At 38.7% G+C, this 15,581-nt stretch carries 14 protein-coding genes and 1 pseudogene; 8 read left to right on the top strand and 7 right to left on the bottom strand.

Annotated features, from left to right (window positions below):
- Positions 1-12: 12 nt before the first annotated feature.
- Complete coding sequence (locus HGD76_RS25565) at positions 13-156, bottom strand: hypothetical protein (RefSeq protein ID WP_233466933.1); 144 nt, start codon at positions 154-156, stop codon at positions 13-15.
- A gap of 176 nt (positions 157-332) precedes the next feature.
- On the opposite strand from HGD76_RS25565, the gene HGD76_RS19370 reads away from it, so the two are divergent.
- Positions 333-1,952: a CHAT domain-containing protein gene (locus HGD76_RS19370; protein WP_168697506.1), complete on the top strand. Its 1,620-nt coding sequence runs from the start codon at positions 333-335 to the stop codon at positions 1,950-1,952.
- Positions 1,953-2,090: 138 nt separating this feature from the next.
- Positions 2,091-2,723: a hypothetical protein gene (locus HGD76_RS19365; protein ID WP_168696733.1), complete on the top strand. Its 633-nt coding sequence runs from the start codon at positions 2,091-2,093 to the stop codon at positions 2,721-2,723.
- Between the two features lie 37 nt (positions 2,724-2,760).
- On the opposite strand, the gene HGD76_RS19360 is transcribed toward HGD76_RS19365, so the two are convergent.
- The 4 genes from HGD76_RS19360 to HGD76_RS19345 form a co-directional block, all read right to left on the bottom strand.
- Positions 2,761-4,110, bottom strand: coding sequence for a PrsW family glutamic-type intramembrane protease (locus tag HGD76_RS19360; protein WP_168653068.1), 1,350 nt, complete (start codon positions 4,108-4,110; stop codon positions 2,761-2,763).
- 189 nt (positions 4,111-4,299) lie between these two features.
- A complete protein-coding gene (locus HGD76_RS19355) occupies positions 4,300-4,758 on the bottom strand; it encodes a phosphate-starvation-inducible PsiE family protein (protein WP_168696732.1) in 459 nt (152 codons plus the stop codon).
- A gap of 253 nt (positions 4,759-5,011) precedes the next feature.
- The gene (locus HGD76_RS19350; RefSeq protein ID WP_168697505.1) at positions 5,012-5,239 is read right to left on the bottom strand and encodes a hypothetical protein; all 228 of its coding nucleotides are present in this window, start codon (positions 5,237-5,239) and stop codon (positions 5,012-5,014) included.
- Between the two features lie 72 nt (positions 5,240-5,311).
- Positions 5,312-6,889 (bottom strand): B12-binding domain-containing radical SAM protein, encoded by a 1,578-nt coding sequence (locus HGD76_RS19345; RefSeq protein ID WP_168696731.1) that lies wholly within the window; start codon positions 6,887-6,889, stop codon positions 5,312-5,314.
- Between the two features lie 159 nt (positions 6,890-7,048).
- Between HGD76_RS19345 and HGD76_RS19340 the strand changes: the two genes are divergently transcribed.
- The 4 genes from HGD76_RS19340 (at position 7,049) to HGD76_RS19325 (ending at position 11,327) form a co-directional block, all read left to right on the top strand.
- Positions 7,049-7,282, top strand: coding sequence for a hypothetical protein (locus HGD76_RS19340; protein WP_168696730.1), 234 nt, complete (start codon positions 7,049-7,051; stop codon positions 7,280-7,282).
- A gap of 167 nt (positions 7,283-7,449) precedes the next feature.
- Entirely contained in the window at positions 7,450-8,457 is a 1,008-nt protein-coding gene (gene trpS / locus HGD76_RS19335) for a tryptophan--tRNA ligase (RefSeq protein ID WP_168696729.1), read from the top strand.
- Between the two features lie 59 nt (positions 8,458-8,516).
- Positions 8,517-9,431 (top strand): methylenetetrahydrofolate reductase, encoded by a 915-nt coding sequence (locus HGD76_RS19330; protein ID WP_168696728.1) that lies wholly within the window; start codon positions 8,517-8,519, stop codon positions 9,429-9,431.
- Between the two features lie 192 nt (positions 9,432-9,623).
- Positions 9,624-11,327 (top strand): serine/threonine-protein kinase, encoded by a 1,704-nt coding sequence (locus HGD76_RS19325; RefSeq protein ID WP_168696727.1) that lies wholly within the window; start codon positions 9,624-9,626, stop codon positions 11,325-11,327.
- Here the strand turns inward: HGD76_RS19325 and HGD76_RS19320 are convergent.
- Positions 11,262-11,453, bottom strand: a complete 192-nt coding sequence (locus tag HGD76_RS19320) for a hypothetical protein (RefSeq protein WP_168694554.1) — start codon at positions 11,451-11,453, stop codon at positions 11,262-11,264. The two genes, HGD76_RS19325 and HGD76_RS19320, sit on opposite strands and share 66 nt — an antisense overlap.
- A gap of 21 nt (positions 11,454-11,474) precedes the next feature.
- Here HGD76_RS19320 and HGD76_RS19315 point away from each other — a divergent pair, with 21 nt between their 5' ends.
- A complete protein-coding gene (locus HGD76_RS19315; protein ID WP_168696726.1) occupies positions 11,475-13,565 on the top strand; it encodes a protein kinase domain-containing protein in 2,091 nt (696 codons plus the stop codon).
- A 93-nt stretch (positions 13,566-13,658) separates the two neighbouring features.
- Positions 13,659-14,399, top strand: coding sequence for a 3-oxoacyl-[acyl-carrier-protein] reductase (fabG, locus tag HGD76_RS19310; protein ID WP_168696725.1), 741 nt, complete (start codon positions 13,659-13,661; stop codon positions 14,397-14,399).
- A gap of 792 nt (positions 14,400-15,191) precedes the next feature.
- Here fabG and HGD76_RS19305 read toward each other — a convergent pair.
- Positions 15,192-15,356 (bottom strand): annotated as a pseudogene (locus tag HGD76_RS19305) (FAD-dependent oxidoreductase); the annotation flags it as partial.
- Positions 15,357-15,581 lie beyond the last annotated feature (225 nt).

The following is a 15,581-nucleotide window of genomic DNA, read 5'->3' as shown; positions in this document are numbered from 1 at the left end:
ATGACCGATAATTTATCTTCCAACTGCTTCGCCCCTACTGACAACTAACAACTGTACGGGCGAAGCATTTGGAGAACTATTTTTGGCAATGACCGATAATTTATCTTCCAAATGCTTCGCCCCTACTGACAACTGACAACTGTACGGGCGAAGCATTTGGAGAACTATTTTTGGCAATGACCGATAATTTATCTTCCAAATGCTTCGCCCCTACTGACAACTGACAACTGACTAATGACTAATGACTAAATTCGCTACTTCTGTCTAGAATATCTGTATCTGTGTTTTGAACGTTTAGTTTCTACCAATCCATGTCCAGCCCGAATTTGGCAATGCCTTCGGCGAGTATAGCGATCGCCCGTCTAGTGAATACTGGCACAGATCACTTCGCCATTTGGGTAGTCCAAGCACCATATCCCAGTGGTTATGTTCTCCGTGATTGTGTTTTCTCCGCTGAACTTAATCAGGTTTGGCGAGATTGGCAGCAAATGTTTGCTGGTCATAGTCTATTAGATGTTACGTCCGGTTCAACATCTCCATTAGTTAATGGATTACCCTTAGCTGTAATTTCACCTGCTGAAGGTCAAAATACAAGTCCCTATAGTAGTCGTTTGATGCAATCCTTGGGCATCAATTTATGGCGATGGATATTTGATGGAGCGATTTTGAGTAGTTGGGAACGGAGTCGGGGGATGGCCATGGGTCAACAGACTCAATTACGCTTTCGGTTAGAAATTCGTGATCCTGATCTGATTGCTTTACCTTGGGAAATTATGCAGCCAGAAGCCGGACAATCAGCCATGTCTCTTTCCCAGGATATTTTATTTAGTCGCACCATCCGTGAAGTTGAACCTCTGCCAGAATTGCGAACCGACCGGGCTGTAAATATTCTGTTGGTATTAGGACATGATCATAAATTACAACTAGATCAGGAAGCATCTTTACTGAAAAAAATCTTGTTAGCAGGTCGTCCTGTGGGCAAAACTGCCGCTGGCTATGCACCTTGTACAGTAAAGACATTGGTGCAACCGACGAAGACAGAGTTAATTCAAGAGTTAGAAACTAAAGTTTATAATGTGTTTTTTTATGCCGGACATGGACTACCAGATCCAGATGGAGGCTCATTATTTTTAGGAAATGAACTCAAAATTAATGGGATAGAATTAGCTCAAGTCTTAACGCGGACAGGGATAAAATTGGGAGTTTTTAACGCCTGTTGGGGAGCGCAACCAGCAGCAACTAATCACCAAGCTATCCCTGCTAGTAGTTTGGCAGAAGTGTTAATTCGTCATGGTGTGCCAGCGGTGTTAGGAATGCGTGATCAAATTGCTGATGCAGAAAGTTATAGTTTTATTCAAACTTTTGCTGCTAATTTGCGATCGCGTAAATTAATTGATGAGGCGGTAGCAGCAGCTAGACAAGAACTGTTGACACTGTATAAATTCAATCAACCAGCTTGGACTTTACCAGTTCTTTACCTCCATCCTGATTTTGATGGAGAACTGATTAAAGGCGTAGATGAAGGAGTTACAGAACTACCAGAGCCGGCAATTTCTGGCATAGCTACCCCGGTGAATACAGCTTATTTGCGATGCCTAGGGCGGGCAAAGCCATCACTGTCACCAGGGGGGAAAACTTGGTTATTACGTCCCGGTGTTACCCGCATCGGTCGCACGAAAGATAATGATATTGTGATCCCCGAACTTTACATTTCTAAACGGCACGCGGAAATTTTATGTCGGCATACTCTCAATGAAACTACATCAATGATTACTTATTACCTACAGGATTTCTCTACCTATGGGACTACCTGGTATTTAAGCCCCAATGGTTGGCAACAAATTCTGCGGGAAGAAGTGGCTTTAACATCGGGAATGCAGTTAATGTTTGGCAGTTCTCAAGGTGACATTTGGGAATTTATCACAGAAGAATGCAGTAAGAGTCAGGATTGAAAACCGTTGAATATAATTTACCTGCAACCTGCTGGATTAAAATTTATTGAGATGATGTTTATTTCCATGACTTTACGGAAATCCAATTCTTCAGATTGTAGCTGTCAACAAGAACAATGAATTAATAGGGAAAAGAACATGAAAAACCAACCTAAGGATTTAAATATTGTGAATATTGTCCCATCGAATCTGGATTTAGAATTTATAGAAGCACTACTAGAATCTGAAGATGCTACTTATCCCTGGAATTTGGCTGATGAATCGTCAGAGGCTTATTTTCAGCATCTAGAACTACAATTTGGTTTGCAGGATTTCACCGACGCAGAACTAATCACCAGCGCCGATAATTTTTATCAAAACTTAGATATAATTTGGGATCAAGTTTCTGTTATTGAAAATAACAACATTAGTAAAAATACAGTTAATTATCTTCAGTCAGCTTTGCAAAATGCTTTTTCGGTTATGCCTGAAGTTTTATTCACGGCAATTGCTCAAAAAGCTGCTGAAGTTTCTATTCTTGAAAAATCAGCTAGTGAGAAATTAGTGGAATGTGTCCAGGCCTTACTACCCAGTTGGGAAATGGATGATCTCTTAGTTTTAGCTCGTCCTTTTGCTTATGCAATGCGAAGTAGTGAACCACAAACATTGATATCTATAATTAGAGATTTTGAACATCGAGATTGGGCAAATTTATCAGAAATAGAACAAGTAAAAATTACTTTAGCGATCGCTGATTATGCCCTCCAACATCTCTCAAAATCTGATTCTTAAACTTAGTTTTAACTCTGTTCCCTGTCCCTGCTATCTGCTATTTTGGGTCGAGAAACCGGGTTGCAAAGTTTTTTGATCTTGTTGGTGATAATACTCTGGCTTTGAGAATGGCTGCCATGAGAAAAGCATAGGACAAAACACCAACTACCACCAAGAAAAAAGCATTAATCGAACCTGTGGCATTCCATAAAGCGTGAAGTGCAGAAGCACTCAAATAACCCACAGAGAGAATTTGCTTTCCTTTCAGGGGTTTTAACACAGCCAAACCAACAAAATAGCCTAAGTATCCACTGTAGGCCATGTGTCCAGCCACAGAACCTAAAATGCGGGGAATAAGTAACTGTAAACCCACTGATTGACTAGAATTTTGGGAAATTAAGGGGACATATTGACCAAGGGTTTCTAGTAAGGTAAAGCCCACAGCGGAAGCTGTACCCAGGAGAATGCCATCTAAGGGTTCCCAAACCCCAATCCGTTCTCGCCAAGGTGAAGGTAAGGAATTTCCAATCCAATATGCCCCTAATACTGGTAGTATTTTCAGCAACTCCTCCATTAACCCCGCCCCAAAAAACATCCGTACGAATAATTCGGTGAAGGTAATACCATCTGGAGATGTCGTATCTAAAGTCCCAGGTAAGATATCTCGGAATACTTTGATGAATAAATCTAATAGAGGACTCAGCAAAATTAACATTGTACTCAGTGCCGCAGCTATGAGTACCCACCAAGGCTTAGATTTACCACACAATTGATAAACGAAGTAGTAAGCCGCAAAAGCGATATAAGATCCGACAATTACTTGATTGGCTTGAGGATGACCCACACTAGCAAACATTAACACCACAAAAACTACCGTGAGGATTCCTGGGATTAGGTAGGCTTTGCGAGTTAAATCCTTACCAGTAGAGATAATGGGAAACAATTGTGTGAAGCTTACAGAATCCTGCTTTGATGACAGACTTTGGTTATTGATAGATGATAATACTGTCGCTTTACTCACATTAATTATCGTTTTTTGAGCAATAACTTCATACTCAAAAATAAATTGTGGTCCATCAGAGCCAAGGGAAATGCGATCGCCTAAATGTAATTCTTGACATCCTTTTAAGTGTTCTCCATTTAAAAAAGTGCCATTGGCGCTATTTAAATCACAAATTACCCAGCTACAACCGCTATTGGTCACTAAAGAAAGGGGACGAACTACCGCATGACGACGAGATACCATCCGGTATATCATGGCATCCAAGACAATTTGGCAGATGGGGTCACGTCCAATTACCATTTCTTTACCAGGAAGCAACGAGTAGCGAGATGCTGACTCGGAAACTTCGACCTTACTGGACACCAACCGCAGAAATGCATTCTGTGTTGCGTTTTTGCCTGTCATCGAGTTACTGAGTGTGTCTAAACAAATTCTCTGGCTGATGCCACGCGATCAAATTTTCTGCTAGTAGAGTTAATTTTCGCCATATTCACGGCCGCACCACCTCTGAATATACCATAGCTTCTCTAACCATTACTCCCATTCAAAATACAAAATTGAAAAAAATAATAGATTAATAGCAATAATCCGCATTTAATTCCCTTTTTGAGAATTATTACTCCGAATTATCAAATAACTAATTGATAAAGAAAGAATCGCAATACCTAAACCGATAATTTCGATACCTTCAGTAACTTTCACGTCAAGAATAATAATTTTTCTGGCAATAGCAATTAAAGAAGTAACAATAACTAGTTCAACTTGTAAAACTTGCTTTTTGAGATAGCCAGTAATATTTTCTAGTATTTCTAAAGCAATTAAAACATTGAGAAATAAACCGAAAGTTTGAAACAATGTCTTGCTAAAACTACCTTCTTGTGGAGAAAGTATTTCATTAAAAATAAATATTGCTAAATCACCAAGTGTTGCAAGAATTACTATTACCATAAGTAGAGATAGTAATTTTGCAACTATTACCTCAATAACTTCAATCATGTGCATGAAGCTTTTATCACTGGTAAGTTCTAGAAAGCTTTTAATGAATTTTCTCATTTGATCCTCCTTGGTTAAAATTAATTTGGAAATTACGAAGATAAAACAAAAATCCTATAAATAAATCTCAAGGATCAAAAAGCATAATATATTTTCTCTTTTCACAAACTTTGCAGTTTAAGAAAATTCCTTTAAAAATAATCATGATCATGCTTTAACAATTTGGATATCTAAAAAAATAATCATAACTATTGATGATTAACTATAGGTTAAATTGTTTGTGCATTTCTAATTTATGAATACAGTTAATATCTTACCATTGAGAGGACTGAAATTGATAATTTTTAAAAGTAGATTCTACAGAAATTGGTAATAATGGCACAGCATAGGCTGTTAATCCTGCTTGAACGGAATTATGAAAAGCTTCTGAATAGGTAAGAGTGTTAGCTTCCGCATCATCTACCCATAGCCTACTCCAGTGCATAGGGACAAAGACAGTAGCGGGGGAAATAACTTTTGTAATTTTAGCGGGAAAATTAATTTTCCCATGACCCTCGCAGAATAGATCCCCGACTTCTTTAAGAAGTCGGGGATCTGGGTATTAAGGAGCTACTTAACTCACAGGTTCTAACTGTAAATTTATGGCTTCTTGCTCCTGTTCATGCTGCTGGAATTCTGCTAATTCTGCTTCTATTTCTGCCTTTACCTCATGACGGAACTTGAAAAAATGTTCACCTGTACCCAAAGCAATTAAATAATCATATAATAGATGAGGTTTCTGCCGTGCCATTGTTATTAATTGCTGCCAAAAAACAAACCGTGTAGAACGGAGCATTCCCTGTCGCCAACAAATAGACATTAAAAATTGAAACTCTGGTTTTGTTAAAGTCCGTTGATATTTAGCTCGCCAACCTTCCATCATCATAAAATGGCGAAAAGTCCGTTTCAGGTATGGCATAGGTTCATACAAATTCCAAAAAGCATCAATAAACTCCTCCGCAATTTCCGACATTGGCCGAGTGGGAACAAAATTCATTAAGGCTTTTTGAGAACCCATAAATTCACCCAAACCATCCCTTAACCGTCCTTCTTTTTGCAAGCGAGTCCACATAGCTGTATTCGGTAATGCTTGCAATAAGTTAAGATGAGCTTGGGGAATACAAGTTGCTTCCACAAACTCTTGAATCCGTTTACCTGCGCCTGGTTTTTCACCATCAAATCCTAAGATAAAACCAGACATAATTTGTAATCCGGCTTTGGTAATTTTATGGCAAGATTCAACTAAGGAACTGCGAGTATTTTGTGGTTTATTAATTCCTACTAGACTATCTACGTCAGGAGTTTCAATTCCCATGAATACCTGGACAAAACCAGCTTTTACCATTAATTCTAGTAACTCATCATCTTCAGCTAAATTCAAAGAAGCTTCTGTTAATAAAGCAAAAGGATAATTACGTTCTTCCATCCAGGGAATTAATGCTCTTAAAAAGACTTTAGCATTGCGTTTATTGCCAATAAAGTTATCATCAACAATAAACACATAACGCCACCAACCCATCTTATATAAAACTTCTAATTCCGCCAGAATTTGCTCAGGTGTTTTTGTGCGGGGTTTGCGGCCAAAAAGGGTAATAATATCGCAAAATTCACATTGAAATGGACAACCCCGCGAAAATTGCACCGTCATTGCTATATAAGCATTTAAGTCTAATAAATCAAATCGGGGTAAAGGCGTTGTGGTAACATCTGGTTTTTCTGTAGCGCGGAAAATCCCCTTTTCTTCTCCCTTTTCTAACGCCTCTACAAACATGGGAATAGTGATTTCCCCTTCATCTAAAATTAAATAATCTGCGCCGGCTTCGAGAACAAATTCGGGTACAGATGTGGCAAATGGTCCCCCCACTGCGACTTTTTTACCTAACTTTTTGCCTTTTCTAATTAAGTCGCCAAAATCCTGTTTTTGGATAATCATTGCCGAGATGATGACTATATCGCACCATTCCCAATCTGCATCTGTTTCTAGACGGACATTGCGATCGCTCAATCTGAATTCCCAATCACTCGGTAACATCGCTGCAACAGTGATTAAACCTAATGGGGGATTCGTAGCACGTAACCCAGCTAAATCAATGGTTTCCTGATAAGACCAGAATGAATTAGGCATTATCGGCCAGATTAATAAAGCTTTCATTAAGCATATTCCCCTGAGTTGTGTTTTGATCAAAACCTATTTAGTCTGAAGTATAAAAGTTAGGTCAGTTGGTTTTTATCTCTCTGGAGGTACAGATTTTTTTAGTTTTATATTTAAGCAACAAAACAGATAATATAAGAGAATAAAGATAACTGAAAAATGATAAGTAATTTAAAAATACTGAATCACTACTATATGCAAATAATTACCAATGAGCAAGAATTAATTGCTACCAAAAATCAAATCAATTCGATTTTAGATCAAAGAAATATTACACAAGATGATAGGGACATAGTTTTAGATATTCTTAATGGTAAACGCCAATTAACAGCAAACCAAATTCAAGATTTAGCTGTTTTTTTTCAAATTGATCCTACTTATTTAGTTGCATAACTGAGTTTTACACTTACCGGGTAATTCTATAAACTTCTGGCAAAAGTCGAGAAAAGAGAAAAGATACTTTTCATTAACCTCATCACTAATCCCCAATCACTACTAAAATGAGTCTTGTAACCGCCCCATTTACAAAGCGGGGAAGAGGAGATAAATAACGGATAATTATGGGTAAGCAGCGCGTTCTGTCGGGAGTTCAACCAACTGGTAATTTACACTTAGGTAACTATTTAGGTGCGATTCGCAACTGGGTAGAAATTCAAGACCAGTATGAAAATTTCTTTTGTGTGGTAGATTTACACGCCATCACTGTACCGCATAATCCCGCCACTTTAGCGGCTGATACTTACAATATTGCTGCATTATATTTAGCCTGTGGCATTGATTTACAGCATTCTCACATCTTTGTTCAGTCTCACGTTTCCGCACACAGTGAACTGACTTGGTTGCTAAATTGCATTACCCCTCTGAACTGGTTGCAAGATATGATCCAGTTTAAGGAAAAAGCCGTTAAACAAGGGGAAAATGTCGGTGTTGGTTTGTTAGATTATCCTGTGCTAATGTCGGCGGATATTCTCCTTTATCAAGCTGATAAAGTGCCAGTAGGTGAAGATCAAAAGCAACATTTAGAACTAACGCGAGATATCGTCAATAGGTTTAATCACCAATTTGCGAAAAAAGCACCTGTATTAAAATTACCAGATCCTTTAATTAGAAAGGAAGGTGCAAGGGTGATGAGTTTGACAGATGGAACCCGGAAAATGTCAAAATCAGATCCTTCAGAATTAAGTCGGATTAATATTTTAGACTCACCAGAGGAGATTAATAAGAAGATTAAACGCTGTAAAACTGATTTAGTGAGGGGTTTAACCTTTGATGATTCAGAACGCCCAGAATGTCATAATTTATTAACTCTGTATACCCTACTGGCTGGAAAAACCAAGGAAGAGGTAGCGGTTGAATGTGCAGATATGGGTTGGGGACAATTCAAACCTTTATTGACAGAAACGGCGATTTGTGCTTTACAGCCAATTCAAACTAAATATCAGGAGGTAATGGCGGATAAAGGCTATTTGGAGTCAGTGTTGCGAGATGGTGGGGAGAAAGCCAGAGCGATCGCTAATCAAACTTTAGCAGATGTTAAAGCTGCTTTGGGTTTCACTGTTCCTCTTTAAGGTTTAAGCTTTTAGGTGTCTGATGTTTTACCTGATTAGCAAACCAAAATTATAATGTTATGCAGGATACCCATAGCTTTAGTGCTTTTAATAACTTCCGTAAAGCCGCCCTTGCAGGTGAATTTTTAATTACCGCCGAAGTTGCACCTCCCAAGGGAGGAGATCCAGTCCAGATGCTTGCAATGGCGGCGACTCTTAAGGGAAGGGTTCATGCTGTCAATATTACTGATGGTAGCCGTGCTGTAATGCGGATGTCTTCGTTGGTAGCCTCGGTAATTTTATTGCAAAATGGGATTGAGCCGATTTGTCAATTTGCTTGCCGCGATCGGAATAGAATTGGATTACAAGCGGATTTAATGGGTGCTCATGCTTTGGGTATCCGCAACATTTTAGCTTTAACTGGCGACCCTGTAAAAGCAGGAGATCATCCTCAAGCAAAAGCCGTTTTTGATTTAGAAGCTGTGCGGTTATTGCAGTTAATTAGAAACATGAATCAGGGCTTTGATTTTAATGAGAAACCTCTCACTGATGGCGCATTAGATTTATTTGCCGGTGCAGCAGTAGATCCTCAATCTCAAAGTTGGTCAGGTTTACAAAGTCGGTTTGAAAAGAAGATAGTAGCCGGGGCGCAATTTTTTCAAAGTCAATTAATTACTGATTTTGAAATACTAGAAAAGTTCATGGATAAAATTGCTGTAGGTTACAATAAACCAATTCTGGCGGGAATTTTTCTGTTGAAATCGGCAAAGAATGCCCAGTTTATTAATAAAGCTGTTCCCGGTGTGAATATTCCTGAACACATTATTGAGAGGTTAGCAAAAGCGAAACATCCTCTCGAAGAAGGAATGAAAATTGCCGCCGAACAAGTGCAGATTGCGCGAGGATTGTGTCAGGGTGTGCATCTGATGGCGGTAAAGCGGGAAGATTTGATTGCACCAATTTTGGATTTAGCGGGGGTCGAAAAGGTTAGTTAGCCTATAGGGGTAATTCATGAATTACCCCTACTAAATTAGGATGATCAAATTTAGCTGCGTAACAGCTTACAGTTTTGAAAACCAGCAAATTCAGTTTTGTCCAAACATTGAGAACGCAAAACATTGATGAAAACGTAAATTACCTTACTCCTTTTGTAGTCATTGATAACTTCCCATTTATCCTCCAATACCATGCAAATATATTGCAGTCAACAACACATAAATAATGGTAGTCATCGTTTTTGTACTCATTGCGGTGAAGCATTACCTTTGAGTGTGGGACAAGTTATTGATAATCGTTATGAAATTGCGCGAATATTGGGACAAGGTGGTTTTGGCCGCAGTTATTTAGCGATTGATCGGCAAAAATCTCGTAAAACCTGCGTTTTAAAGGAATTTGCCCCCAATATTGTCAAACCGCAGGAGTTAGAAAAAGCAAAGGAACTGTTTGAACGAGAAGCAAATGTCCTGAAAAAAATCCAACATCCCCAAATTCCACGTTTTCACGCTTCTTTTCAGGCAAAAATTGGGACTAAGGATTTTTTCTTTTTGGTGCAAGATTATATTGAGGGTGATAATTATGACCAATTATTTACACAGCGTCAAAGTCAGGGAAAGTCTTTTAGTGAAGAGGAGGTTATTAATTTACTGCACAATATTCTCCCAATTTTGACTTATATTCATTCTCTAGATATAGTTCACCGCGACATTTCCCCGGATAATTTGATTTTACGTCAAAGTGATAATTTACCTGTGTTGATTGATTTTGGTGGTGTCAAACAGTTACCAGCTGATCAGGGTTTTTGGCGGACACAATTGGCTGTAAATGCAACTTTATTAGGTAAAAAGGGATACGCACCTGAAGAACAGTTACTTCAGGGAAAAGTCTATAAAAGCAGTGATTTTTATTCTCTAGCAGTGACGGCTTTAGTATTGATGACGGGGAAAGAACCAAATTTACTTTATGATAGCTATAATGGCGTTTGGTTTTGGGGTCAGGAAATTAAGGTTAGTCCCAAATTAGAGGCTGTCTTCAAAAAGATGTTGGCATATAAACCGAGCGATCGCTATCAAAAAGCCGAACAAGTTATTAAAGATTTACCTTTACCATCTCTTTCATCTACACCACAGACTATGCAAACTCCTAATAATCCCCATCCTTATATTACTAAGTTAAAAACAGAGGTGGTAGCACCAGGTATAAAACGCGCTCGGACTCTTCATAGTGGTGTCCACAACAAAACGACATTATTTGTCCAGAAAATACTGATGCCAATATGGTTGCGGCCTTTTACTGTTAGCTTTATTATGACTACGGGAATGTTGTTAACAGGCGCTGGTGTATTCGCTTTAGGAAATTTTGCAGTTAAGGGGATAACATCAATTACAGTTCCTCAAATTGAAGTTCCTCAAATTCCATCTATTAATAATTCTGGAAATGGGAATAATGGTAAACGCAGTATTCAGCAAATTTCCAGTCGTGTGCAAAAGCTAGAAATTTCTGCGAATTTTTTTAATAATACAGTTAATGAAGTTTTCTATACCCAAAAACCAGAATTAAATAAACGTCAGTTAACTGAGAAATCGGCAGATGCTGCTTTGCGGGAACAATGGAATCATGTTGCAGATCAGTTGTTAAATCATATAGAAAAGGCTAATTTAAGTGAAACTGCTAGAAAGAAAATAGGTAGTTATAGTCAACAAGATTCTCAACGCTGGGAACAACTTGCCAAAGCTGGAAGATTGGGTAAGTATAAATCTTTCCAGGATTTACGCGCAGATACATATCAGACATTTGAACCATTGTTTCCTGGTCAAGAACGTGGGAAACTAAATCAAAAAACTTTTCTGCAAATTTGGTATGCGATCGCATCTGATAAAGTAGAGAATAAGTAATGGGTAATGGGTAATGGGTAATTTTTCAGAACTGACAACTGACAACTGTACGGGCGAAGCATTTGGAGAACTATTTTTGGCAATGACCGATAATTTATCTTGCAAATGCTTCGCCCCTACTAACAACTGACAACTGACAACTGACCAATGACTAATATTTATTGTTCTCAAGGGCATCAAAATCCGTCTGGTAGTAGGTTTTGTCTCCAATGTGGAGACAAAATTGCTAATGTACCGACATCTGGAAATCAGGGGATTCAACCAGGGCAAACTTTAGGCGATCGCTATGTTATTATTCGACAAATTGGCCAAGGAGGATTTGGCAAAACTTATTTAGCGGAAGATATTAACCGCTTTCGAGAAGCTTGTGTTTTAAAAGAATTCTCTCCCCAAGTACAAACTCGTTATGTTCTTCAAAAAGCAGAAGAACTTTTCCAACGAGAAGCAAGTGTTCTTTATAAATTACAACATCCTCAAATTCCCCGGTTTCGGGAACTATTATGCCTTAATTTACAAGGGAAAGAAAGTCTTTTTTTAGTTCAAGATTATGTAGATGGTGAAACTTATAATTCTTTATTAAATAGTCGTAAAAAACAGGGTTTAAAATTTACAGAAGCAGAAATTTACCAGTTATTACAGCAAATTTTACCAGTATTGGCATATATTCACTCCCTTGGTGTTATTCATCGTGATATTTCTCCTGATAATTTAATGCTTCGTAGTAGTGATAAATTACCTGTGTTAATTGATTTTGGAGGTGTTAAACAAGTAGCCGCAACCGTCGCTTCTCAATATTACCAAACAGGGGCAATTGCCTCTCCTATCAATGGCACATTATTGGGAAAAATAGGATTTGCACCACCAGAACAAATGCAAACAGGTGTGGTGTCTACCAGCAGTGATTTATATGCTTTAGCTGTGACAATGTTAGTTTTACTGACAGGTAAACAGCCCCAGGAATTAATTGATACTTATAATTTTAGTTGGCAATGGCGGCGGGAAGTCAGTCTCAGTTCCGCATTTGGACAAATTATAGATAAAATGTTATCACCAGTTGCAAGCAATCGCTATCAAACAGCCCGTCAACTTCTCCAAGTCCTGAACCCTCAAAGTGTTAGCTATCAGCAAACTCAACCCCCCACATCTGCAACTGTTGCTGTTTCTTCTCCCAAAACCCCAACCCCAGTTCCTGAACCTGTAATTATTCCCACTCCTCCCCACCCAGGTATTTGGACAGGAACAAATGTTTTGATTCTCGTCTTTGTCTTGACTATTGGGAGTTATTTATATTGGCAGAAATTTAAAACCCCGACCAATGATTTACAGGGAAATAACTCGACAATTATATCTAGTCCCAATCCCACGGAAATAATAAAACCCCAAATTAATTTTTCACCAGAGGAAAGACAACGCAAACAAAAATTGAGCAATAGCCGTGAAGAATTAGGTATAGATTATAAATTTTATGTTACACTCGTAAATCAAGTTTTTCGGGACAAAGATCCCAATTTAAAAGGGCGTATTCTTAGCGATAGTCCAGAAGATGAAAGTTTACGGGCAGAATGGGATAAAACCGCCGCTGAAGTTCTAGAAAAGCTATCTGCAATCACCTCTGACTCTCGCCGTCAACTGGGCAATTATACTGGGAATGAACGCGCAATCTGGCAATTTAAAATTAATAGAATCAACGTTGGTAGTCGGTCTTTATATGATTTAGGTGATGCAGCTTTTTTACATGAATTTCCTGAACAAAAGGGTAAAAGTTTTATTAAACAACCCATTGGACAAGTTTGGTACGCATTTGTCAATGATCAATTTAACGCTATTCTTGATAAAAGCATATTTGAAAAAATCGTCTTTCCTGAAGGTGCTACCGGGAAAACAGTGAGTGGAAGTTTGCAACCAGGAAGAGGTAAAGTTTTTATTGCTGGACTAGCCAAAGATCAAAATATGGAAGTTAAGCTAGAAGCAAATTCAAAAGTTTTATTATCAATTTATTCTCCTTCTGGGAAAAACCCATTGCTAGAAGATTCTCAAAAACGGACGATATCTGCAACATTATCAGAAAAAGGATTTTATGAATTTGTTGTTGTTTCCACAGCCTCAGAACCGGTAGATTATCAACTGACTGTAACAGCAGAAAATCCACCAGAACCTGAACCCACAGAAACGCCCTCACAAACCCCAACGGAAGAACCAATTCCGACGGAAACACTCACACCTGAAGGTAATTATTGACACTCTCAGGGCTAAAGCCCCTGAGTTTCCCACTTACCGCCAGATATTATAATTATAATTAGCGAGGTATCTCCACAGATTGAGGAAAATCAAGTGAGTTTATTAAAAGATCAGGTTGCAATTGTCACAGGTGCATCAAGAGGAATTGGCAGAGCGATCGCTATCCAACTAGCATCCCAAGGCGCAAAAGTAGTTGTTAACTACGCTAGTTCTAGCACCGCAGCAGATGAAGTAGTAGCAGAAATCACAGCAGCAGGAGGAGAAGCCATTGCCCTCCAAGCAGATGTTTCTCAAGAAAATCAAGTAGATACACTCATTAAAACCACCTTAGAAAAATTCCAGCGCGTGGATATCTTGGTCAACAATGCAGGTATTACCCGTGACACCCTGCTATTAAGAATGAAATTAGAAGAATGGGAAGCAGTCATAGATCTTAACTTAACTGGTGTATTTCTATGTACAAAAGTAGTCAGTAAAATTATGCTTAAACAACGTTCGGGGCGGATTATTAACATCGCTTCCGTCGCCGGACAAATGGGCAACCCTGGACAAGCCAACTACAGCGCAGCCAAAGCTGGAGTAATTGGCTTTACCAAAACCGTTGCCAAAGAACTTTCTTCCCGTGGCATCACTGTCAATGCCGTTGCCCCCGGTTTCATTACCACCGACATGACTAGTGATATTAAAGCTGACGGCATCCTGCAATATATCCCCCTGGGGCGTTTTGGTAAACCAGAAGAAATTGCCGGCATGGTGCGCTTTTTAGCATCAGATCCAGCAGCAGCTTACATCACAGGGCAAGTATTTAACGTTGATGGCGGGATGGTGATGTAATTTGTCAGTGGTCAGTGGTCAGTGGTCAGTTGTTATACTAAATATGGTTGGGACATGGACTTTTGCAAAATTACAAAAAACTTGGATTTGTAGTAGTAGGGGTTTAGCCATTGGTGTCAACTTAACGTAAATTGATGTCCCTTCAAGCCAGGGAATTTATTCCCTATCTAAAAGCTAAAGTCGTTTAAAGCCCACTAAGTAGGTTAGCATTGAAAGTCGTCGTTATGGCACTAGGCAAGAGGCAATACTTCGACTTCGCTCAGTAACCAGAGGCAAGAGGCAAGAGTGAAGAGGGTTTGGGCGATTTTACTTTTCGTTACATATTACTCTTCGAGAAGCCGCTCCGCGTCTACGGTTTTTTCCGTTCACCTACTTACAGCGGTTTCCGCTCTTATGAGGTACAAAGTTGAATCATGAAACTCTTGTAGTGCGGGCATACTTCGACCCTTCGACAGGCTCAGGGCATCGCAAGCTCAGTACAAGTCTTGCCCGCTGGATATGTACCTCATAACACCGGAAAGTGCTGTAACTGATTGAAAAATTCCAATTAAACTGTCTTACTAGTACATCACGGCGTAAATAAAGCAACCATATTCAATCGCCAAAAAGCCTACTGTATATTAGTTTTGACTTTTGACTTTTGACTTTTGACTTCCGCCCTGCGGTACTAGCTTTTTAAACATAATAAAAAAGCTGGATTTTTGGTGTCTATAATTTATTCATTGGTGGCTACTTGATTTTTAAAAGCTATAGTTTTTCATTAGTCATAAATGTAGTTTTTGTATACTACTTATTGAAGTGCAGAATGTGGGTTTGAAAATAACCAGCACTACCACCGGGAATAAGATAACTTTCAAAAACTATAACTTTGGCACCTTTGGCTGCTAATTGGGTGGCTGTCACTAAACCACCAATACCAGAACCAATGATAATGACATCAAATAATTCAGAACTCATAATTTGTAATTTAATCCAAAAAAGAGGGAAAAGTCTGCTGCTGCTGACTAATCCCGCCTGCCGATTCTTTAAAGAGAGGAGAACACTTGAGAATAATATAACTCTGATTGAGAATCTTTGTCAACTATTAATGAGAAGATTTATCAATAAATATATTTAGGGCTTGCACATAATTCACTTTTTTAACCCGGAAACTCTTAATATATCTAGGTTTTCGGTTTATAT

The organism is Dolichospermum flos-aquae CCAP 1403/13F, assembly GCF_012516395.1.
GTDB lineage: Bacteria > Cyanobacteriota > Cyanobacteriia > Cyanobacteriales > Nostocaceae > Dolichospermum > Dolichospermum lemmermannii.
Note: the sequence above shows the minus strand (reverse complement) of the source record. Positions and strands in the feature narration are given on the sequence as shown.